Raw genomic sequence first — 22,703 nt, 5'->3', positions numbered from 1 at the left:
GAAGGGATAGCACCGCGATGCCACCCGTTAATCCGGATTCCGATCCAAGAATTCCATACCAGCTGCCAAATCCGCCGGATGCCCTGGCGGAGATTGTTATCCCGCAGGCCATTCCAAGCGATGAGCGGCTGTGGGTGCCGCAGGCGGAGAATGTCTGGTTCCGTCCGCTGTGCCTCAATCGCTCTCAAGGGTATTGGATGAACCTCCTGAAGGTGCGCCGTTCCGGGGTTCTCTCCCGGCATCGTCATCCGAATGCCGTCCACGGTTTCGTGCTGAAGGGTCGCTGGCATTACCTGGAGCACGACTGGGTCGCAGAAGAGGGCTCATATGTCTTCGAACCCCCGGGTGAGACCCATACTCTCGTTGTTCCTGACGGCGTCGAGGAAATGATCACGTATTTCCAGGTAAACGGCATCATGTACTACGTCGACCCCTGGGGGAAACCGCTAGGCTACGAAGACGTATTCACCAAGATAGACATGTGCCGCCGGCATTTCGCGGAAGTCGGCCTGGGAGCCGATTTCGCCGATCAATTCATCCGGTGATGTCATGAGCGGCTGGCCGGTTGGATGTTTCAGGGACAACAGGGTGCTTGTCGTCGGCGGGACATCGGGCATAGGCAATGCCATTGCACGCGCGTTCATTGCGGAAGGGGCGCTCGTGACGATCACCGGGGTTACCGAAGATGAGGTGAGGGCAGCGGCCGCAGCGACGCCGGGTACAGAAGCGGTACGCCTGGACGTGCGAGACGGCGATGCGGTCAAGGCCAGCGTCGCCGGGCTCGGTTCGCTCGACCATGTCATCTATGCCGCAGGCATCATCCGGCGGGGGCAGGAACACGATCCGGAGATTTTCGAAGCTGTGCTGGATGTGAACCTGAACGGTGCGATGCGCGTGGCTGCCGCATCCAGGCCGTTGCTCAAGCCTGGTTCAGGGACGATCCTGAACATCGCATCGATGCTTTCTTTCTTCGGTGGCGGGATGGTGCCAGGCTATGCCGCATCAAAAGGCGGCATAGCGCAATTGACGAAATCGCTCGCCATAGCCTATGCGCCGGACGGCATAAGGGTAAATGCCATTGCCCCCGGTTGGATCGCCACACCTTTGACAGAAGCACTGCGCTCCGATCCGGTTCGCTCGAGCGCGATCCTTGGCCGGACGCCTCTGGGTCGCTGGGGCCTACCCGAAGACATGGCTGGGAGCGCGCTGTTTCTGGCTTCCCCTCTTGCCGCTTTCATTACCGGCGTGATCCTGCCAGTCGATGGCGGCTATCTCGCGAGTTGAGAGGCGAATTGGAGTCGAGCCGAAAGCTGACTTCGGGCGGGTAGGCTCGGACCGAGACGATGCGGCGGCGATGTGTCGGTGAAATGGCTCGCCCTACAATAGGCGTCCGAGGGTTGCTCGGTCGAGCCGATCCATCCTCACCAAATAAGGACGAGCTGTAGCAGACTATAGGGTAGCATTTGTTTGGATCAACGTCGCGAAGCTTGGGGCCGCCGTCACGCTTGAGGATGCCGGCCTGAAGGAAGACGCTCGCTTCTTTGACGAAGCCGACGCGTCGGAGACGAGCATGCGCCGCGCCACCACCGGATCGTCAAATCAGGAAAATTTTGACGTTTTGCTATTGCAATCGCATTCGGCAATGTCGAATATGATTCAGATACCTTGCGTCAGCTGAAAGATGGCCTTCGGCGCGTTCTGACATCGTTTCGCGGGAGGAAAGCCGCGTTGAAAAGCTCGTATTGATTGCAACCGATGCCTTTGACCGGATTGGCTTCGGCGGAAACTTTCGAGCTGGAGAGGACGTTCGGCCTGAACGTGCCGTTGATCGGCTACCGCCCGCAGCACTTCGCGGAGATGGTCTCGGACATGACCGATGGGGAGTCCAGGCTGGGCGTCGATATCGCGCGCTACGTGCAAAAGCCCACCTAGTCGCGGTCGAAGGTGAAGCGTTGCGCACATACTGGCCGGCCGAAGCCGAGCGGTTGTTGCCCGCCACCGAGAGCTTTGGGGTTTTGCGTCTTCGACAAGGCGCGCGGCTCGCCACACGCGAGCCTGTAGTGCGGCGCTTCCTGGACCAATTTTGAGACGCAAAGGAGATCTGGAGATGATTAGCCGCTTTGGCTTGCTGACACGCAACCCCAAACTGTCGCCTGAAGAGTTCGACAGGCACTGGCGCATTTCGCACGGCCCGTTGGCGGCCAAGTTTCCGGGGCTGCGCGCCTACTATCAGCATCTCGTTGTGAACAAGGAGCAGTTTGGCATCGATCACGCGCGCGGATCTTGGAACCTGGACGGCTTTTCCGAACTGCATTTCGATAACATCGACGACATGATGTCGGCTGTATCTTCCCCGGCGTTTTCAGGCGCCTTGCAGGACGAGGTCGACTTTCTGCAGGATGTTCATCTCGTCGCTTGCGAAAAGCACGTCGTCGTTCCGCTGAACCTGGGAAACGGTCCCTTTGTGAAGCGCATGACTCTGTTGAAGCGCCTTCCGGAAGTATCCGTCGAGCAATTCCGGCGCGAGTGGCTAAACGTTCACGCTTCCTGGGTGCGGCAGTGGCCGAATGTCCTGGGATATGTCCAGAACGTCGTGGTGGACCGATATCACGGCAAGCGAACAATCAGCGCAAGCTATGAAGAGGTGCCGATCGACGGAATCGTCGAATTCTGGTTCCGCGACAAGCAGGAAGCGGCGGCGCTGTACGCAAGCGACATCGTGGCGCAAACTCAAAAGCACGCGCTGGTTTTCCTTGACGAAATCACACCCTACTTCGTCGAAACGCGCCAGATAGTCTGAAGGAATCGCTTGGGTTCGCATCCGTGAGCGGTCACCGGCCCGCGCACGCTAAGGCCAGGATCACGATCCCATTCAAGATGGACCGCTTTAGCCTCGCTATGTCTGCAGGTTGTGGCTGTAGCCGAGATCCGCAGAGAGTTGTTTGGTGGTTTCCAGCAGGGCGGGAATGAAATCGCTTTCCGATTTCCGATCCATCAATTCATCGTGGCCGATGATGGTGATTGCGAGCACGAGCTGCCCGATGTGATCGAAGACCGGCGCCGAAATGGCCTTGATCCCCGGTACAGGAGGGTTGTCAACTGATGCGTAACCGGACGCGCGGATCTGCTCGAGATCCTTCTTCGAAAGGAAGCGGTGCGTCCCGACCCGCCCGCTGCCGGGTGGCTCGCGTTGTTCTTTCCGAATAGCCTCCTTGACAACCTTTTCCGGCATAAAGGCCGAAAACACACGGCCGCTCGCCGTGCTGGACATGGAATACACCGTGCCCGGCCGCGTGTTCATGTTCAGCTGGCTTCCGCTCTCCTGGACCTGGATGACCGTCGGCCCGAACGATCCCCAGACGACGAGGGCAACATTCAAAGCGGTACGCCCGGAAAGCTCTCGCACGGCCTCGCTTGCGAGGCGTATTGGATCGGCGGTCCGCATGCGCGTGATGCCGATATCCAGCGCGAATCTGCCAAGCAAGTACCGGCCGGAGTGGAGCTCCTGGTCAACGAGGCCGATCTTTCGGTAGCTGACGAGATAGGCATGCGCCTGTGCGGGCGCAAAGCCGGCAGCGTGCGCAAGATCCTTCAGCATTAAGGGCTCGCCTTCTTCAGCGAGCACGGAAAGCAGCTTCGCTCCCAACTCGATCGACTGCACGCCGCGACCTTCGCTTCTCTTGTCCGTCGCCCGGTCGCCATTGGTCAAAGGAATCATGTCAAACCTCGCGATATCGCCCCATCGCCGTCGATGCGCTGTCGTTGCGCGCGCGGCGTCACAATCTAGCTCCCGCCTGCGCAAGCTGGCTCGTCTCTTGTTTGGTTCGAGATTTTTCCGCGCTAGAAAATCCGTCTGTGATCGACCGGGCGGTCGCCAGCAGCCTTTGCACCGCCGCTGAATCACTTTCCACTGCCATTTCTGGGGACGGACCGATCAGTGTACCGACAAACGCGAACTTGCCGTCCTTGTCAAAAATCGGCACCGACACTGCGTTGATCCCGGGGATGGGTGCTCCCCTTGCGGTGGAGTATCCAACCTTGCGGGTCAGTTGCACCTGCGCTTCGAAGTTTTCCCGGGTCAGGGCAGGGCCTAGCGAGCGGCTGCGGGCGGCCCCGCGGAGTTCCGAAGCGATCTGGCCTTCCAGATTCCCGGCGTCTCCGAATGCCGCGAAAACGCGCCCGGTAGCAGTTCCCGTGACGGAAAAAAGCGTGCCCTGCCGAATATTCAGAGCTGTTGGAGACAGGCCGTCATTGATATGCACAATTGTCGGACCGAATTCTCCCCAGATGGCGATGAGAGACATGAAACCAAGCTCATCGGTCAATGATTTGAGCTCGAGGATCGCCGCAGAGGGGAGCGGCGAACTTCTAAGCCAGCCGATTCCCAGGCGCATTGCAAAGGGACCCATGCGATACAGGCCCGTGTCCATCTCCTGATGAACAAGACCGACATGGCGCATACTGGTGAGGTAGGCGTGACATTGGGCGGGCACCAGGCCGGCAGCCTTCGCAAGATCCTTCAACATCATCGGTTCGCAAACCTCTACGAGTGACCGCAATATTCGGCCGCTGACCTCGATCGATTGTATTCCGCGTGCTCCACCGGCCATAATCGCTTCTCACCTCCATCTTCGACCCCGGCGCGAATAGCGGCTTCGGGAGTCCCTGGGTTACGTTCTTTCCAGGGCCGCTGGACGATTGTTGATAGACATAGTCGTTATCCATTGCACGCCCATCGGGAAACCTGTTTTTGCAGTTGTTCTAGTTTGACGCGCCGGCGTGCGGCAACCGAATTTGAAGTGCCGGCCGTCCTATTTGAGGCTTCGAGTGCAACAGCACGGGCGGCTCGCCTGGGTAATGCCCGTGAGCCGCTGCGGCAGAATGCGACTTCGAGTAGCGCTCCCATTGATGCCTCCGATCACTGGCGCATGATATTAATCATTGACTAAGAGATTTGACCATGGCAAACGATGAGAAAGTTTGGTGCAAGTCATCTGCGGCGACCGTGGGCAGGAGTTTCGGTCACTGCGGACTATGCACCACGAGGGAGGAGCCGCAATGGCAGATTACGTCATCATTGGCGCTGGATCGGGCGGCGCAGTCCTAATCAATCGGTTGAGCGCTGATCCGAATATTCAGATCACCGTTATCGAGGCCGGCGGATGGGACAGGAGCCCATGGATCCACATGCCGATGGGTTACTTCCGGCTAATGCAGACGCTTGCCCTGGATTGGGGCTATCACACGGTGCCCCAAAAACATGTGAACAACCGCGTCATGTTCGTTCCGCGCGCCAAAAGCATAGGCGGCTGCACAACGGTTAACGGCATGATTTACACCCGCGGCCACCGAACGGACTATGACCAGTGGGCGCAGATGGGCAACATGGGCTGGAGCTATGACAGCATCCTGCCCTATTTCAAAAGGGCCGAGAACTGGGGCGGTGGCGGCGATCAGAACGTCCACGGCTTCGACGGTCCACTGAAGACGACCCGGAACCCCATCTTGGCCGAACCCTGCGTCGCTTGGCGTGACGCGTGCATTCAGGCGGGCTATCCCTTCAACGACGACCTGAATTCGGGCGAGCAATATGGCGTTGGCCCGTGTGACGGAACCGTAAGGGACGGGGTCCGGTCGAGCGTGTCGCGCTGCTACATCACGCCCATCAAGCACCGCAAGAACCTGACGTTCCACACCAGGGCGATGGTGTCGAAGATTCTCTTGAAGAGCGGTCGCGCAATCGGCGTCGAGTTTGTCCAGGGCGGCAAGAAGAAGACCGTATTTGCCGACAAGGAGGTGATCCTTTGCGGCGGTACCTTCAACTCGCCGCAGGTTCTGCAAATCTCGGGGATAGGCGACCCCGAACACCTGAGCCGCATCGGCGTCAGGGTCCAGCACGAGCTGCCGGGCGTTGGCCGCAACCTTCAGGACCACGTCGCAAGCTCGCTCAAGGTACGGCTGACAAAACCGGTTTCGCTCCTGAAGGCCACCAAGCCCTACGCCGCGGCTCTGGCGCTCGTGCAGTATTACACCACCGGCAGCGGGCCGGTCGCGGGCCACGGCGTCGAGGTCATGTCCTTCCTGAAGACCAGGCCGGACCTCGAGGCTCCTGACGTTCAATGGCACTTCAACAACATCATGTACCGCGACCATGGCCGCGACATCATCCCCGAAGAGGGTTTCATGCCCTACTTCAATATTTCGCGCCCGCAGAGCCGTGGCACCGTCATGGCCAAGTCCGACGACCCATTTGTGCTTCCCGAGCTCGACCCGAACTACCTATCTGTGCCCGACGATCTACGAGTGCTGCGCGATGGGTTGCGAATGTCGCGCGAAATCGTGACGCAGAAAGCCTTCGACCACATTCGCGGTGAGGAATACGCGCCGGGCAAGGAGGCGCAGTCGGATGCGGATCTCGACGAATACATCAAGAAGGACTGCCAGAGCGTGTACCATCCCGTTGGCACCTGCAAGATGGGCACCGATCCCATGGCGGTCGTTGACGACAAGCTGCGCGTGCACGGCATCCAGGGTCTGCGGGTGGTCGATGCCTCGATCATGCCGACGCTGACCAGCGGAAACACCAACGCACCGACGATCATGATCGGCGAAAAGGCCGCTGACATGATCCGTGAGGCCGCATGACGCCGGGAAACTGCAAGAACTGCTAGGAGTTTGACATGGGCAAGATGTTTTCGATCGATAATCCCCTCGACTTCGTAAGCGAGAACACGCGAGCATTTCTGAAGCAGAAGCATCAACTCTTCATCGGCGGCAAGGCGCGTGACGCGGTCAAGGGAGGCCGTCGCGACGTGGTCGATCCCGCCACCGGCAAAGTGATCTCGAACGTCGCGGATGCGGACAGGGACGACGTCGACTTGGCGGTTCGCGCCGCGCGCGAGGCGTTTGACAATGGCCCGTGGACGCGGATGAAGCCAAACGAGCGGATGAAGATCCTGTGGCGTATGGCTGAATTGATCGACAAGTATTCGGTTGAATTGGCTGAGCTTGACGTTCTCGACGAAGGCTCACCCTACGCTGTGGTCAAGAACTTTTACATCAGTCTTGCCGCAGACCATTTCCGCTATTTCGCCGGCTGGGCCAACAAGATCGACGGCACCACAATGCCCGTGAATATGGGCGGTGAATGGCATGTCTACACGGTGCGCGAACCCGTCGGTGTGGTGGCGCAGATTCTACCCTGGAACGTTCCGTTCCTGATGATGGCTTGGAAGCTTTCACCGGCGCTCGCCGCGGGCTGCACCGTCGTCGTAAAACCGGCCGAGGATACGCCTTTGTCGGCGATGCGCTTCGCGGATATTTGCCGTGAGGCCGGTATTCCCGACGGCGTGGTCAATATCCTCACCGGCGACGGCAAAGTCGGCGCGGCCTTGGTGGATCACCATGGCGTGGATAAGGTTGGGTTCACCGGCTCCACGGCAACCGGCCAGGCGATTGTGCGTGCGTCAGCGGGCAATCTCAAGCGCGTAAGCCTTGAGCTCGGCGGCAAGAGCCCGGTCTTCATCTTTCCCGACGCCGACATCGAGGCCGCAATTCCCGGAGCCGCCGAAGCTGTCTTCTTGAATAGCGGTCAGGCCTGCACCGCCGGCTCGCGCCTCTACATCCACGAAGATGTGTACGACAAGGTGATCGAAGGCGTCGCCGCCTATTCAGAGGGCCTGAAACTGGGTCATGGGCTCGACGAAACAACCAACCTCGGACCGATCGTTTCGCAAAAACAGTATCAGCGAGTCACGGGGCTGCTACAGGCCGGCCTCGACGAGGGTGCCAACATGGTCGTTGGGGGTGATGCGGGCATGGCTGGCTACTTTGTCAAGCCGACCTTGCTGCGGGATGTCACGCCCCAGATGCGCGTTTACAAGGAAGAGATCTTCGGCCCTGTGATCAGCGCCATGAAGATGAGTTCCGATAATATCGATGAGTTGGCGCGCGAGGCCAACAATACAACCTATGGTCTAAGCGCCAGCATCTGGACCAAGGACATCAACCGCGCACATCGCCTGGCGGCGCGCATCCGGGCTGGCATCATCTGGATCAACACCCACAACCAGAGCGACGCAAACATGCCCTGGGGCGGCTACAAGCAATCCGGCTGGGGCCGCGAGATGGGCAAGCCGGCGATGGAGATCTACACCGAGATCAAGTCGGTGGCGGCCTATCTCGGTTAGCGAATTCGGGGACGGTGCAAATCCGTCCCTCTCCCAAACGTTCCGCACCGGCGACGAAGCGGCCGAAGCGAGGCGGAAATCGTAAATGTTCCTGCGTCAGTGGGCCAAGACCCGGGATAGGCAGCGACTAGGGCCTTTTGGAGGAGAAACATGTCTACTATCGATAAGTGCCGCAAGGCATTGGGCGCCGGCTCCATTCTGCTTGCTTCCCTGTCTGCTACTACATCATTCGCAGATGATTTTGTCTTCGTGAATAAACATGGCGATATCACTCCGTTCTGCGGCACCGAGCCTGTGCGGGTGGCCTTGATCGACGGCTACGGCGGCAATTCGTGGCGCAAGACCGCCTTCGCCGAAATCAAGGACGAAGCCTCGAAATGTTCCAATATCACCGAGGTCGTCTATTCCGATGCCGGCGGTGACGCTCAGGCCTACAACGCGGCCATCAACGGATTTGCTGCTCAAGGATATGAGGTCATCGTCACTTTTACGGACTTCGGTGACGCGGCCATCCCGGCCTATCGGGCTGCCACGCAAGCCGGCGTGACGATGGTTCCATATTTCTCGAATCTCGGCGGCCAGATGGGTGTCGACTACGTGGCCAACCCATATGAGGATGCGTACGCCGCGGGTAAAATTTTCGGAGAATGGGTCGGTAAGACCATCAAAAAAGGAAAGACGGTTTTCCTCGGCGGTCTTCCGGGTTCAGCTTCGTCCGTTACGTTCCTGGATGGCTACAAGGAAGGTCTCAAGGCCTATCCCGATGTTGAACTGCTCGACGACAACTTCATCGTCACCAACTGGAACCCGGCGGATGCCCAGAAGGCAGTGGCGGGTTTGATCGCCAAATACCCGCAGATCGATGCAATCGGCTCCGACTACGGCGTCACCAGCCTCGCCGCGATGAAGGCCTATGAAGCCGCAGGTCTGCCGATGCCGGCGATGGCCTTCATTGCGACGAACAATGAATACAGCTGCAAGTACATGGACGCCAAGGCCGCCGGAAAGGCCTGGCCCCAGCTTGCTCTAAGCGGAACGACCGCCGACGTCCGGTTCGCGCTTCGTGCCGCCATGGCCGCCCGTGCCGGCGTGGAGAACCCTGAGCCGCGCGCACTTGTCGCCTTTCCGTTTGCCAACAGCGAGGAGGGTCTTGATCCGAAGTGCGATCCGTCGATGCCGCCGGACGCAGATCTCGCATCCTCGCTGCCGATCGATAAGCTCAAGCAACTGTTTGCGCAATAATCCTCCAAGACGACAAAGCCTGAAGAAGCAGGGCCAGAATTCTGGTCCTGCTTCTTTCGCATCAATGGTCGCCTCCCTCGTGCCCGCGTTGCAATGACCGACGGGCCGCCTCCCGGCCGCTAGCGGTGGCGGACGTTGGGCCTGGACCGGCAAGGCGAACTGCCTGAATCAAGGATGTGCAACCTGCTTCGGTTTTGGATTTTGCATCGCTTTCGTCGAGGGCCGGCAGTCGCTTTCCGTCGCGATTCCCTAGCGTCGCACGGCTTCGGGATGGGCGGCACGAAATGCCGGCAGCAGCTCAAGATGTTTGACAATGGCGCCGATCTTACGAAACGGCGTCATATCCACCTCCCAGCGGATGGAATTGTAGATCTGCGGCATGAGGCAGATGTCCGCCATCGTGACCGTGTCGCCAAAGCAAAATCTCCCGCCTTCGAGTAGCGCCTCGAAGTCGGCCAGTCCCGCACCGATGAAGTGTTGCATCCAGGTTTTTGTATCGATGTTCCCGCCCGAATGATCGGTCGCGAATCTGGCAACCCTGAGATTGCACACCGGGTGGATTTCCATTGCGATGGCATAGGACAGGGCTCTGACGCGCGCGCGGGAGACGGGATCCTCGGGCAGCAGGCCGAGTGAGCGTGTTTCATCGAGATATTCGATGATCGCCAGAGATTGGCTGAGCAGCGTATCGTCCAGTTCGATGACCGGCACCAGCCCCTGCGCATTGCGCTTGAGGTGGCCGGACTCGCGTTGCTCGCCGGCAACAAGGTCGATGGCAACCGACTCCCATTCGAGCCCTGCCAGCCCGAGGACGATGCGCACCCGGTAACTGGCCGACGACCTCCAGTAGTCGTAGACCCTGATCTTGCTGTTTCTGTGGGCGGCCATTTGTTGTTCTCCGGATTCGTCGAAGGGTGACAGCAGCGCAGCCGGGGCTATTGCGCAATCGGAGCGCGGCGCACAAACCTACCAGCCCGATTTGCCTGATCGAAGATTTGATAATAGCGAATAAATTAGCATATGTCGTTGCAAGAAGAACCATTTTATGGTTTGTTTGCGGCAATCCGATCTTCTCGATTAGGGGTGTTCTCATGACCAAACATCATGTGCCCGTCGCCATGGCCCGTGCCGCTACCGCCAATGGCACCCACGAAGGCTATATGCCGGGATTTGGCAACGACTTCGAGACAGAAGCGCTTCCCGGCGCTCTTCCCCAAGGCCAGAACAGCCCGCAAAAATGCGAGTACGGCCTTTATGCCGAGCAACTGTCCGGTACGGCGTTCACCGCGCCGCGCGGGCAGAACGAGCGAACCTGGTGCTATCGCATCCGCCCCTCGGTCAAACATGTGCGGCGCTTCGCTAAGATCGACGTGCCCTATTGGCGGTCGGCGCCAAACGTCGATCCCGATGTGATTTCGCTGGGCCAGTATCGTTGGGACCCGGTTCCGCATTCGGAAGAAGAGCTGACCTGGATCACCGGCATGCGCACCATGACCACTGCTGGCGACGTTAACACCCATGTGGGCATGGCCAGCCATGTCTATTTGGTCAACCGGTCGATGGAAGACGAGTATTTTTATTCCGCCGACAGCGAATTGTTGATCGTTCCTCAGGAAGGGCGGCTTCGTTTCGCCACCGAATTGGGGATCATCGATCTCGAGCCCAAGGAGATCGGGATCATTCCGCGCGGTCTGGTCTATCGGGTCGAGGTACTCGAAGGCCCCTCCCGCGGTTTTGTGTGCGAGAACTACGGACAGAAATTTGATCTGCCCAATCGTGGGCCGATCGGGGCCAATTGCCTTGCCAATCCTCGCGATTTCAAATGCCCGGTGGCCGCCTACGAAGACCGCAAGGCCAAGTCCCGCGTCGTCATCAAATGGTGCGGGCAGTTCCACGAGACCTTTGTCGACCATTCGCCGTTAGATGTGATCGCCTGGCACGGCAACTACTGCGCTTACAAGTACGACCTCAAGACCTATTCGCCGGTGGGCGCCATCCTGTTCGATCATCCGGACCCGTCGATCTTCACAGTGCTGACGGCGCCCTCAGGGCAGGAGGGCACGGCGAACATCGACTTCGTGCTGTTCCGCGAACGCTGGTTGGTGGCCGAGCACACGTTCCGTCCGCCTTGGTACCACAAGAACATAATGTCCGAGTTGATGGGCAACATCTATGGTGTCTACGACGCCAAGCCCAAGGGCTTCGTCCCTGGCGGCGTGTCTCTGCATAACATGATGCTGCCGCATGGACCGGACCGGAACGCGTTCGAACACGCCTCGAATGAACCGATGACGCCGGCATTCCAGGACAACACCATGTCTTTCATGTTCGAGACCCGCTTCCCGCAGCACCTGACCGAGTTCGCCGCCAGGGAGGCGCCTCTGCAGGACGACTACATCGACTGCTGGGATAGCCTTGAGAAGAAGTTCGACGGCAGGCCGGGGATCAAGGATTGATGGCGACCCGGAGCTGGGTGTCATCTGCGAGCGGCGACACTGACTTTCCGATCCAGAACCTTCCGTATGGTGTTTTCGATGACGGAAAGGGAGCCAGGCTGGGGGTCGCCATCGGGGAAATGATCCTGGATGTCGAAAAGATTGACCATGAGCTGGATCCGTCCCTCTTCGCGGCACCGGAATGGAACGCGGTTATGGCGGCTGGTCCGGCGGTCTGGGTCACGTTGCGCGCCCGGCTGACCGAACTGCTGTCCGACGAGTCGCACAGAACTTCAATTGAGCCTCGTCTTGTCGCGCAATCACAGGCCCGGATGTTGATGCCGTTCCGAGTGACGGAGTACACAGACTTCTACGCGGGCAGGAACCATGCGTTCAATGTCGGCACCATGTTTCGCGGCCCCGAGAACGCTCTGCCGCTGAACTGGCTGTCGATCCCGATCGGCTATAACGGGCGGGCATCTTCGGTCGTTGTCTCAGGCACACCCGTGAAACGTCCATGGGGGCAGTTGAAAGGGCCGGACGACGCGCTGCCGCGCTTCGCGCCCTCGGCCCGATTCGATCTGGAACTCGAGATGGGCGCCATCGTTGGCCAGCCCTCGAGCGGCATGGTGTCTGTCGCGCAGGCCGACGAGATGATCTTTGGCTACGTCCTTTTGAACGACTGGTCGGCCCGCGACATCCAGGCATGGGAATATCAACCGCTGGGACCCTTCCAGTCGAAGGCGACCGCCACGACAATCAGCCCCTGGATCGTGACCAGGGCCGCATTGGAGCCGTTCCGTACTTCGACGCCGAAACGAGAGCGGCCGCTTCTCGCCTATCTGCGCGAGCCCGGCCCTATGATCTACGAAATCGAGCTCGAAGTGACGCTCGCCCCCGACGGCAAGTCCGAGACAGTGATCTCGCGAACCAATTTCGATCAGCTGTATTATTCGCCGGCGCAGCAGCTCTGCCACCACACCACGTCCGGATGCTCGATGCGGGTGGGCGACTTGCTGGGCTCGGGCACGATCTCGGGCATATCCAGGGAAAACCGCGGCTCGCTCCTCGAACTGTCCTGGGGCGGGAAAGAACCGATTTCACTCGACACGGGAGAATCCCGATCGTTCCTCGAAGACGGTGACACGCTGGTGCTCCGGGGCGCGGCCCATGGCGATGGCTATCGCATTGGTTTCGGTGACTGCGCAGGCAAGATCATTCCAGCGGGCGACCTGCCCGACTGGGCACAGGAATAGGGAGAGAAAAATGTCCAAGGCATTCGCGTCGCAAAGCGACATGGAAGACAAGAAAACCAGCTTTACCGAAGTTGGCGAGGGCTTGTATGCCTTCACAGCCGAGGGCGATCCAAATACCGGCGTGATCATCGGCGACGAAAGCATCATGATCGTCGAGGCACAGGCAACACCTCGGCTCGCCCGCAAGGTCATAGACTACGTGCGGACCGTTACCGACAAGCCTATCACGCACGTTGTCCTGACGCACTATCACGCCGTGCGCGTTCTTGGAGCTTCCGCCTATGGCGCCCGCGAGATAATCATGTCGGACGTGGCGGCGGCCATGGTAGAGGAACGCGGCCAGGAGGACTGGGACAGCGAGTTCGGCCGATTTCCGCGCCTGTTCCAGGGTCATGAGGAGATACCCGGTCTGACGCGACCGACCACGACATTCACCGACAGCATGACGGTGTATCTCGGCAAGCGCCGCGTTGAAATCACGAAGTTGGGGCGCGCGCATACTGCAGGCGACTCGGTGATCTGGGTACCAGATCAAGAGGTGATGTTTACTGGCGACATCGTCGAATACCACTCGGCCTGCTATTGCGGTGACGGCCATTTCAACGACTGGGAATCGACCTTGTCCAATATCGCTGCCTATGAGCCCAAGGCCATCGCGCCGGGAAGGGGCGGTGCTCTGGTCGGCGAGGAAATGGTGGCCAAGGCGATCGAGGCGACGGCCGACTTTGTCCGCTCGACCTACAAGCCTGTAAAGCGCATTGTCGCGCGCGGGGGATCGCTCAAGTTGGCATGGGACGCGGTGCGCGAATCTTGCGATCCCAAGTTCGCGGACTTTGCTATTTACGAGCACTGCCTGCCCTTCAACGTATCACGCGCCTTTGACGAAGCCCGCGGCATCGATACGCCGCGTATCTGGACCGCGGAACGCGACCGCGAGATGTGGAGCGCACTTCAGGGCTAAGCGGCGGCCCAAGATCGCTGCCCAGGCGGCACTACGGATCCGGGCGCAATTCAGCACATGCCGGCCTGCCGTTTTTTTGCCGGCCGGACACACGCGATGGCTGTACGAGGGCGTTGGAAACCTCCTGAAGCCAGGCTTCCGCTGGTTTTCGCGGTCATGCTCTTATCACGACAGGGATAAGCGCACGCAGACAGAAAAACAGCCCCGCGACCTGAGGTCTCGGGGCTGTCGTTTGCGTCCAGCTTCGGTCAGTTGTTGGCGCCCGACATGTGACGGGCGGCGATATAGCCGAAGGTGATGGCCGGTCCCAGCGTAATCCCGCCGCCGGGATAGTTGCCGCCCATGATCGAGGCGGCATCGTTGCCGGCCGAGTACAAACCGCTGATCGGCTTGCCCTTCTTGTCCAATACCTGTGCGTATTCATTGGTCTTGAGACCAGCGAAGGTCCCGAGGTCGCCGACATACAGACGAACAGCGTAATACGGAGCGTCCCTGATGGGCGCCACGCACGGGTTTGGCTTGTGCGCTGGATCGCCCAACGACCGGTTGTAGGCGGTTGAGCCCTTGCCGAACTCCGGATCCTCGCCGCCGACGGCGTGGCTGTTGAATCTGGCGACCGTGCGCTCGAACTCGTCCGGATCGGCGCCGATCTGGCTTGCCAAATCGGCGAGGGTCTTGCCGCGGTACAAATAGCCTTTTTCGATTAGGTGCTTGTAGGGGACCGGAGCGGGTTTCGCGAATCCGAGGCCATATTTACGGAACGCCCGGTGGTCGCCGACGAACCACGCCGCGATCTCGGCGTCGGACCCGCCTTCTTCTGCGCAGCGTTTGATCATAGCCTGACAGAAGTCATGATAGCTGTGAGCTTCGTTTACGAAGCGTCTGCCAGAGCGGGTCACGGCGATGACGCCGGGCTTGGATCGATCTACAAAATGAGGGAAGGTGCCCAGCAGGCCATCGCGCATCGGCGGACGCGAGATCGGAACCCATGCCGCCGCGTTAGGCAGGGAGGTATCCACGATCGCGCCGACGGACTCGCCCAATCGCAGGCCATCGCCGGTGTTGCCCGGAGGCGCGGGCGAGATATGCTCATGGCCCGACGGCGCGTGCGGAATGGTCTCTTTGCGCCGCACCGCATCCTGCGGAAATCCGCCCGCGGCCAATACTACTCCCTTGCGCGCGTGAACCTCGACCGGTCCGCATGGGCGATTGACAACTGCGCCGGTGACTCGTCCGCTCTCGTCGTGGATGAGAGACTTTACTGGCGAATCCGTCCAAATCGGAACCTTCTTGTCGAAGGCCGACTTGGCCAGCCGGGCGACAAGCGCGTTTCCGTTCATGAGTCGCATCGCGCGGCCATGGAAGGCGACGTCGAGCGCGAACTTGGCAACCAGGCGGGTCACGTAGAGAGCCGATATCGGCGAGCGTGTAACGTTGAAGAAATGGAGCAGTTCCTTGCCCGAACCGATCATCATTCCCAGGACCGTGATTTCACGAAGCGGTGGGCGCAGACGTTTGATTTCTTTGCCTAGGTTGCGGCCATCAAAAGGGCGCGCGACGATCGAGCGGCCGGCGTCCATGCCACCGGGTGCAGTCGGATGATAGTCGGCAAATGTCGGACCCAGATCGAACTGGAGCGACGTGTTGCTCTCGAAGAACTCGACTGCCTTCGGGCCGGCTTCCAGGAAGGCATCCACCCGCGCCGAGTCGTAGTGCTCTCCCGTCTCATGTTTCAGATAGGTTCGCGCCTTCTCGACGCTGTCCTTTATCCCGGCCCGTTTGCCCGGAGCGTTGTTGGGAATCCACATCCAGCCGCCGGAGCGCGCTGTCGTGCCTCCGAATACGGGCTCTTTCTCGGTGACGATCACCTGCAGCCCTCGATGAGCGGCGGCCACGGCGGCTGACAATCCGCCCGCTCCAGACCCGACAACGAGCACATCGACGACTTCACGTTTCATCCTGCTTCTCCGTCACGCGGCCAGATAGCCGCCATCGACCGGCAATAGCGCTCCGGTCACGTAGCTCGATGCATCCGACACAAGGAACAGAACGGGCCCGACCAGTTCGTCAGGCCTGCCCGGCCTTCGCATTGGAGTGTGCGCCATGAAGCGGGCAATCGCTTCCGGGTTCTCCCGGGTTGCAACCGTCATCGGGGTCTCGATCACACCGGGCGCGATAGCGTTCACGCGGATGTCATCGGGCGCCAGGTCGTGCGCGAGCGCCCGCGTCATCTGAAGCACCGCGCCCTTGGAGGCGGCGTAGGCAACCAAGCCCGGATTTGCCACGACCGACATGATCGATGCCAAATTGACTATGCGGCCTTTCGATTGTCTCAGCTGCTGCAGGAAGGCGCGGACCATATTCATCGAGCCGGTCGCGTTTACATTCATGACTGCTGACCAGTCGTCGTCGAAGGTCGGAGCGTCCGGTGCCGCCCGGCGAATGATCCCGGCATTGTTGACCAGGATCTTGGCAGGCGTTCCGAATTGGCGTTGCGCTTCGCGGGCGACGTGCTCGCAACTCTGCCTGCTGGTGACGTCGAGAGCGATTGCGATGGCTTCGCCACCGCGGCCGCGTATCTCCTCGGCGACCTTGATGACTTCGGTCTCCTGAATATCGCAGGCGACGACGCGTGCACCGGCCTCGGCGAGACCCATGGCGATGGATTTGCCATTCCCCTGCGCAGCGCCGGTGACGACGGCCATCGCCTGGTCAATTCCCTGCATGTTTCCTCCCGGCCGTCTCGCAGCGCATCGGGTCACTGTAGACTACGCGAATTTCATTTGGTAGTGACGAAATTATTCGACTATAGCAAATCGCCTTTGCATGCCAAGGGGTTTTCGTGATCGTCTGCGATTCTGCCCGACTATGGGAGAGCAGAGGGTGCCTACGGGTGCGGCCCGACCGCAGCGGCAACACATCACGATTTACTAGTGAGCATCTCAGGACATCCATTATTGACAAATCAATTCGCTATTGGATAATAGAAGGGGAGGATGCCAGAGCAGAGGTGTCGGATCGGCATTCGGGCGCGTGGATCGCGAATCCCAGGTCCAAGTTCGCGCCGTTCGGGAGGAACAACATGCGTCGAGTCAGCGCGCGAGTACGCTCCGATCCGCGATCGTCGTCCGGATCCGCCGCAGGTCCGGAGGCAAAGATGTCCGCGTCTGATCTTCTTCTCGAGATGCGCGGGGTGTCCAAGCACTTTCCCGGTGTACGTGCGCTTCATCAGGTCACTTTTGACGTTCGCGCCGGCGAGGTGCACGGTCTCGTCGGTGAGAACGGCGCCGGAAAATCCACCCTGATGGGGGTGGCTTCGGGCGCGCTGGTCGCTACCGAAGGCGAAGTTAGAATTTCCGGCGAGGTCATGCGGGGCGACCCGGAGATCGCGCGCAACCTTGGTCTCGCGATCGTTCGCCAGGAGCCCGCGCTCATGCCGGACCTTTCGGTGGCCGAGAATCTGTATCTTGGCCTGCCGCAATCCTTGCGGCCTCCGCTGTCGAACCTGAACGCATGGGCCCGCAACCTGCTTTTGCACTGGAGCAGCGATGTTTCCATAGACCCGAGCGAACACGTTGCGATCCTGAACCCCGAGCAGCGGTTTATCGTCGAGATCGTCAAGGCGCTGTCATGTAAGCCGAAGGTGCTCGTGCTTGACGAACCGACCGAGCATCTCGCCGCCGAAGATGTCGAGCGCCTTTTCGAACGGGTTCGTTTGGTGACGGCGCGCGGGGCAGCCGTGATTTATATCTCGCACCGGATTCGCGAGGTGCAGGCGATTGCCGATCGTCTGACGGTTCTTCGCGACGGCGAAGGTCAGGGCACCTTCGACGTCAAGGAGCTGTCCGAGGATCAGATCGTTTCCCTGATCGTCGGCGGCTCGCTGGACAGGACGTTCCCTGACAAGGCGATTGTGGGCGAGCGCCAGCCGATCCTCGCGACGGAAGGCTTTTCCGGCCCCGGCTTTGCGAACGTGTCGCTGCAGCTGCGCGAAGGCGAAATACTGGGCCTTGCCGGAATCGACGCAAACGGCCAGCGCGAATTCATGCGCGCCCTTGCCGGTATCTATCGCGGCGTCGGGAAGGTGACCATTCTGGGCAACGATGTCACGATCGGTTCCAGCCAGGAAGCCAGACAGCTGGGCATAAGCTACTTGCCCGGTGACCGGCACCGCGAAGGCATATTTTCCGAACTGACCGTGCGGGAAAACTTCTCGATACGCAGTCTTTGGAAGGATGTTCGCGCCGGGATCATCAGCTCGCACAGTGAGGATGAGCGTACACGAGACGCAATCAGCCAGTTCGCGGTAAAGACGCCGAGCGGAGAAACGCCGATCCGATCGCTGTCAGGAGGCAACCAGCAGAAGGTCGTTCTGTCGAGCGTGCTTGCCGCCAAGCCCAGGGTCCTCTTGGTCGATGAACCGACGCAGGGTGTGGACGTCGGCGCGCGATCGGAAATCTACAGAATCCTGCGCGAAACCGCGCGCGAGGGGATCGCCGTGATCGTCGTTTCCTCGGACGCCCAGGAAGTTGCGGGACTGAGCGACCGCGTCGCGATCTTCTCGCGCGGCCGCATCGTCGAGATGCTTTCGGGGGAAAGGGTCACCGAAGACAACATTACCTCGTCGGTTCTGAAGTCGACCGGACAGCGCGACAAGCACCAGAAGAACGTTGGGGCCTTCTGGCGGTGGGCGGCAGGCAATGCCGCGCCCCTTATCATGGTGGCTGCGGCAATCCTGATGCTGGGTACGTTCGCGGGATTGTGGAATCCCTTCTATATGTCGCCGCGCAGCCTGACAGGGATGATGACCTTGGCGGCGACTCTCGCGCTGGTCGGCTATGGCCAGCAGTTGTTGATGCTGGTCGGCGGCATCGACCTGTCTGTCGGACCGCTGATGGGGCTTTGTCAGGTCGTGGCTTCATTCTTCCTGCTGAACGGCGCCGGCGTCGGCGACCATTTGCTGGGATGGTCCCTGCTGATGGCCGTGGCTCTGGCGGTCGGCGTCATCAACTGGTTCCTGGTCGACGGTCTCAAGCTGCATCCGATGGTCGCGACCCTCGCCACGTTCATGGCCGTACAGGCCATCTCTCTCATCTTGCGGCCGATCCCGGCAGGCATGATCGACGGCCAGATAATGCTGACGCTGGGGCAGAAGATCGGCATTTTCCCGGTCAGTTTCATCGTCGCGGTCCTCATTGCCTTGGTTCTGGAGTTCGCCCTGTACCGCCGGTCGCTGGGCATTGCCCTTCGAGGGCTTGGCTCCCGGCCGGAAGCCGCGCGGACTGCCGGCGTCAAGCCGGTCCTGTCGCGGCTTCTCGCCTATGTGGGCTGTTCGCTGTTTGCCGGCCTTGCCACGATCACCATGATATCCCAGGTCGGCATCGGCGATCCTCGTGCCGGATTGAACTACACCCTCGGTTCCATCGCGGCCGTTGTCATCGGCGGCGCCAGCCTGTTTGGTGGTCGCGGATCATTTGTTGGCGCCCTGTTGGGGGCGGTATTCATCGTTCAGGTGAGTTCGGTGACCGTCTTCCTCCAGCTCAGCCAGGAGTGGCAGCAATATCTGCTCGGCTTCCTCATACTCTCGGCCGTTGCCCTCTACTCGATGAGCCGGCAGAAAGTAGTTCAGGTATGACTGCGCGCGCGCTAGGGCGGGACCCGATCATGGCCTCAGAGGGTACGGCTTCCGAATTCCGCAGCCTGTTCAACGAGTTTTCCTGGATATGGGGCGGGACAGTCGCGCTGTTCATCGTCTCGGCCTTCGTTGCGCCGGGCGTTGTCAAGATGGCTGCCATCAGTTCGATGCTGCCCTTTGCCGCAATCCTTGCGATTGCAGCCGTCGGGATGACGATCGTCATCCAGCAGCGGGGTCTGGATATGTCCCTGCCGGGCATAATGACTATCACCGGGCTTCTCTTCGCCAAGATCGGCTTTCTCTCGGGATCGACGCTGCTCGCGGTGCCGCTGACCCTTCTCATTGCGATCGGGATTGGCACCGTGAACGGCTTGCTGGTGGCCAGGGTCAACATCACCCCGATAGTCGCGACCCTGGCGACAAACGCCATACTCCTCGGCGCGGTTCGCACGGTGTCAGGCGGGAGCTATCTGACAGCGCCCGAGGGCCTGGCCGCGTTCTCGCACAGTTCGCTGTTCGGAATTCCAATGACCGTGGTGCTCGCGCTGCTCTTCATCATCGTCATAAGTGTCGTCACGAAGCGCACCATTGCCGGGCGTCGGTTCGTCGCTGTCGGGGCCAACCCGGCCGCAGCCGCCGCGGCGGGAATTCCGACTCTGCGCTATCAGGTTGCGACCTACGCCGTCGCGGCCATCTGTTACGCTGTGGCCGGAATGCTTTTCACCGGCTTCATCGGGACGGCTTCACACATCGCCGGAAACGACTATCTGCTGCCGGCCATCGCGGCGGTGGTTGTCGGCGGCACTCCGTTCTCTGGCGGACGCGGCAGCGTCATCGCGAGTGGCATGGCCGCGCTGTTCATGGCACAGCTGGGTCAGATGGTGCTCGCACTAGGCGCCGACACGTCAGTGCAACTCCTGGTGCAGGCGCTCGCGATCGTTGTTGCCGTCACGATCCGACATATCCCGACGGTCCTGAGGATCTTCCACAGTTAGTTTCGGGGGTCTCGACGGCAAACGCGGCGCCGATGGCGTACGGCCGGCGGAAACGTCTCCCCTTGATCCACGGCGCTGAAGCTTCCGACAGAGCCTTCCTGTCGGACCTCAGGAACACCACCATGACGAACGGCACGGAATACGCTTTTGACGTTGCTACCGATCCCGGCCAGCTCTTCCGAATCGCGGTTGTCTGCTGATCCAGCTTGACGTCCGCGCCCGCAATCCGGAAATTGCAATGCACGCGAGCTTGACCTTCTACATCGTTATGGCGGTCGCAGTGACGATCCTGGGCCTGTCGAAAGGCGGGTTCGCGGGTATCGGCATGGTCAGCACTCCCATGGTCGCCGCCGTGACCGATCCGATAACCGCCGCGGGACTGATGCTGCCCGTCATGCTGGTGCAGGACCCGCTTGCCGTATTTCTGTATCGGCGCAGCTTCGACAAGCGGATTCTCGTAACGATGATCCCGAGCGGCGCGGTCGGTGTCCTCGCCGCATATGTCCTGGCCTCCACCGTGCCGGAATGGGGCGTCAAGCTCGCGCTGGGCCTCGTCTCGCTCATCTTCTCGATCTGGCAGGTCATCGTTTATTGCCGAGGCGTTCCCACGCTTGCGGTCACCTACAGGTTCGATCGACTGTTGTGCGCCGGTGCGGGTGCGACGGGCGGCTTTGCTAGCGCCATTGCCCACGCCGGGTCGCCGCCTTTCCAGATCTACGTGATGCCTAAGCGGCTTTCCAAGGAGGTGTATGTCGGCACGAGCGTGATGTTTTTCGCAGCGCTTAACACGATGAAGCTTCCCACTTACGCGGCGCTTGGCCTGTTCAGTTTCGATCAACTGATGACGAGCGCGGTGTTTGTTCCTCTCGCGGTGGTTTCGAGCTGGATGGGTGTCTGGCTGGTTCGGTACGTCGACATAAGGAGCTTCAACTTCATAGTGACAATCATACTGCTTTTCATAAGCTTTTTGCTTCTCGGACAAGCCTGGAACGAGGCCGGCGCGGCATGACTTGAGGCGCCGCCGACAATTGCGCACGCAGCGAGTTAGTGCGTCCCGATCTTGCCGCGTTGCCAATGCCGCCTTTAACGCAAATCCTCGAATATACAGCACACCGGAGGCGCCATTTTGGACGAATCTATTTGTATTTATCGAATTAGATGACCATTGCCATGACGGCCACAAAGCTTTCTGCTTGGTTGTAAATACGCCCGGCGGGGGCCACGCCTAGACTTCGGCTTCAGCCCGCTTGGCCTTTTTGCTGCCTGTTTGCAGGGCATTTTTGGGCGGCATACGGCTTACCTATGAATACCGCAGATGCCAACAAAATGCGCCGCGATTCGAATCAGCCATTGACGAATGAGTTATCCAATGTTTATTTCAGATCGACAGAACGTTTAGAGGCTGTCGCGCTCACCGCGACGAAAGCAAGGCGCAGCCTCAGGGAGGAATAAGGGTATGGCGGCTTCAAAGTCAGAAGCTGGCGAGGGCGGACGTGGTTCGGCCCTCGATCCCATTGCGCGCCTGGAGGCCATCGAGGAGATCAAGCTCCTCAAGTCGCGGTACTTTCAGGCGGTCGACTTCAAGGATTGGCACGGCATCGTCGACATCTTCACCGACGATGCACGGGTGGATTTCAGCGGCGAGCCGCAACACCATGTCGGGCATCATGGTGTGACCGAAGATAGCATCGACCCGGACTCCTGGGTCGTCGTTGGCGGCCCTGAAACCGCGAAGGTTATCGCTGGTGCCGTTGGCGAGATTGTCGCGGTCCACCAGGGGCACGATCCGCAAATCCACGCTCACTCTCAAGACTACGCCACCGGCCGGTGGTCGCTCTACGACCGCCTCGAATATGGCAACGAGGTCATGCACGGCTTCGGACACTACCAGGAAGAGTACCGGCGCATCGATGGAAAGTGGCGGATTTCGTCACTGACGCTCACCCGTATCAAAGTGGTCTGGGAGGTCCTCGGTCGAGCCGGCTAATCG

General features: G+C 60.1%; 19 protein-coding genes. 14 read left to right on the top strand and 5 right to left on the bottom strand.

The genetic code is table 11. The features are described 5' to 3' along the window. Positions 1-17: 17 nt before the first annotated feature. The 4 genes from DZG07_RS19220 (at position 18) to DZG07_RS19210 (ending at position 2,800) form a co-directional block, all read left to right on the top strand. Complete coding sequence (locus DZG07_RS19220) at positions 18-545, top strand: 2,4'-dihydroxyacetophenone dioxygenase family protein (RefSeq protein ID WP_119819738.1); 528 nt, start codon at positions 18-20, stop codon at positions 543-545. Between the two features lie 43 nt (positions 546-588). Beyond that, entirely contained in the window at positions 589-1,284 is a 696-nt protein-coding gene (locus DZG07_RS19215; RefSeq protein ID WP_348626394.1) for an SDR family oxidoreductase, read from the top strand. A 471-nt stretch (positions 1,285-1,755) separates the two neighbouring features. Next, positions 1,756-1,932 (top strand): hypothetical protein, encoded by a 177-nt coding sequence (locus DZG07_RS23950; protein WP_162931662.1) that lies wholly within the window; start codon positions 1,756-1,758, stop codon positions 1,930-1,932. Positions 1,933-2,107: 175 nt separating this feature from the next. After that, positions 2,108-2,800 carry an EthD domain-containing protein gene (locus tag DZG07_RS19210; protein ID WP_119819733.1) on the top strand — a complete coding sequence of 231 codons (693 nt, stop codon included), beginning with the start codon at positions 2,108-2,110 and terminating at the stop codon, positions 2,798-2,800. A 96-nt stretch (positions 2,801-2,896) separates the two neighbouring features. On the opposite strand, the gene DZG07_RS19205 is transcribed toward DZG07_RS19210, so the two are convergent. Continuing rightward, entirely contained in the window at positions 2,897-3,718 is an 822-nt protein-coding gene (locus DZG07_RS19205) for an IclR family transcriptional regulator (RefSeq protein WP_119819730.1), read from the bottom strand. Positions 3,719-3,776: 58 nt separating this feature from the next. Then, a complete protein-coding gene (locus DZG07_RS19200; protein ID WP_119819727.1) occupies positions 3,777-4,610 on the bottom strand; it encodes an IclR family transcriptional regulator C-terminal domain-containing protein in 834 nt (277 codons plus the stop codon). A gap of 373 nt (positions 4,611-4,983) precedes the next feature. Between DZG07_RS19200 and DZG07_RS19195 the strand changes: the two genes are divergently transcribed. The 3 genes from DZG07_RS19195 (at position 4,984) to DZG07_RS19185 (ending at position 9,431) form a co-directional block, all read left to right on the top strand. Beyond that, positions 4,984-6,645 carry a choline dehydrogenase gene (locus DZG07_RS19195; protein WP_245429659.1) on the top strand — a complete coding sequence of 554 codons (1,662 nt, stop codon included), beginning with the start codon at positions 4,984-4,986 and terminating at the stop codon, positions 6,643-6,645. A 35-nt stretch (positions 6,646-6,680) separates the two neighbouring features. Continuing rightward, a complete protein-coding gene (locus tag DZG07_RS19190) occupies positions 6,681-8,189 on the top strand; it encodes an aldehyde dehydrogenase family protein (protein ID WP_119819721.1) in 1,509 nt (502 codons plus the stop codon). A 150-nt stretch (positions 8,190-8,339) separates the two neighbouring features. Further along, positions 8,340-9,431 (top strand): substrate-binding domain-containing protein, encoded by a 1,092-nt coding sequence (locus tag DZG07_RS19185; protein WP_119819718.1) that lies wholly within the window; start codon positions 8,340-8,342, stop codon positions 9,429-9,431. Between the two features lie 249 nt (positions 9,432-9,680). Here the strand turns inward: DZG07_RS19185 and maiA are convergent, their stop codons facing one another. Further along, a complete protein-coding gene (gene maiA, locus DZG07_RS19180) occupies positions 9,681-10,319 on the bottom strand; it encodes a maleylacetoacetate isomerase (RefSeq protein WP_119819715.1) in 639 nt (212 codons plus the stop codon). Positions 10,320-10,549: 230 nt separating this feature from the next. On the opposite strand from maiA, the gene hmgA reads away from it, so the two are divergent. The 3 genes from hmgA to DZG07_RS19165 are packed head-to-tail and all read left to right on the top strand — an operon-like array spanning position 10,550 to position 14,083. Then, a complete protein-coding gene (gene hmgA / locus DZG07_RS19175; protein WP_245429658.1) occupies positions 10,550-11,887 on the top strand; it encodes a homogentisate 1,2-dioxygenase in 1,338 nt (445 codons plus the stop codon). Continuing rightward, positions 11,887-13,122, top strand: coding sequence for a fumarylacetoacetase (fahA, locus tag DZG07_RS19170; protein ID WP_197716880.1), 1,236 nt, complete (start codon positions 11,887-11,889; stop codon positions 13,120-13,122). The genes hmgA and fahA overlap by 1 nt, the downstream gene beginning before the upstream one ends. Positions 13,123-13,132: 10 nt before the next feature. Then, positions 13,133-14,083, top strand: a complete 951-nt coding sequence (locus DZG07_RS19165) for an MBL fold metallo-hydrolase (RefSeq protein WP_119819706.1) — start codon at positions 13,133-13,135, stop codon at positions 14,081-14,083. Between the two features lie 248 nt (positions 14,084-14,331). On the opposite strand, the gene DZG07_RS19160 is transcribed toward DZG07_RS19165, so the two are convergent. Together DZG07_RS19160 and DZG07_RS19155 are read right to left on the bottom strand one after the other, a co-directional pair. Next, positions 14,332-16,041, bottom strand: coding sequence for an FAD-dependent oxidoreductase (locus DZG07_RS19160; protein ID WP_119819703.1), 1,710 nt, complete (start codon positions 16,039-16,041; stop codon positions 14,332-14,334). A gap of 12 nt (positions 16,042-16,053) precedes the next feature. After that, entirely contained in the window at positions 16,054-16,809 is a 756-nt protein-coding gene (locus DZG07_RS19155) for an SDR family NAD(P)-dependent oxidoreductase (protein ID WP_119819700.1), read from the bottom strand. A gap of 356 nt (positions 16,810-17,165) precedes the next feature. Between DZG07_RS19155 and DZG07_RS19150 the strand changes: the two genes are divergently transcribed. The 4 genes from DZG07_RS19150 to DZG07_RS19135 all read left to right on the top strand — a co-directional run bounded on the left by DZG07_RS19150 (position 17,166) and on the right by DZG07_RS19135 (position 22,700). Further along, on the top strand, positions 17,166-19,718 hold the full coding sequence (locus DZG07_RS19150) for an ATP-binding cassette domain-containing protein (protein WP_205557143.1): 2,553 nt from the start codon (positions 17,166-17,168) through the stop codon (positions 19,716-19,718). Then, positions 19,715-20,713, top strand: coding sequence for an ABC transporter permease (locus DZG07_RS19145; RefSeq protein ID WP_119819697.1), 999 nt, complete (start codon positions 19,715-19,717; stop codon positions 20,711-20,713). The genes DZG07_RS19150 and DZG07_RS19145 overlap by 4 nt, the downstream gene beginning before the upstream one ends. A gap of 250 nt (positions 20,714-20,963) precedes the next feature. After that, a complete protein-coding gene (locus DZG07_RS19140; protein WP_162931661.1) occupies positions 20,964-21,722 on the top strand; it encodes a sulfite exporter TauE/SafE family protein in 759 nt (252 codons plus the stop codon). Between the two features lie 447 nt (positions 21,723-22,169). Next, a complete protein-coding gene (locus DZG07_RS19135) occupies positions 22,170-22,700 on the top strand; it encodes a nuclear transport factor 2 family protein (RefSeq protein ID WP_119819691.1) in 531 nt (176 codons plus the stop codon). Positions 22,701-22,703 lie beyond the last annotated feature (3 nt).

The organism is Mesorhizobium sp. DCY119, assembly GCF_003590645.1.
GTDB lineage: Bacteria > Pseudomonadota > Alphaproteobacteria > Rhizobiales > Rhizobiaceae > Mesorhizobium_M.
Note: the sequence above shows the minus strand (reverse complement) of the source record. Positions and strands in the feature narration are given on the sequence as shown.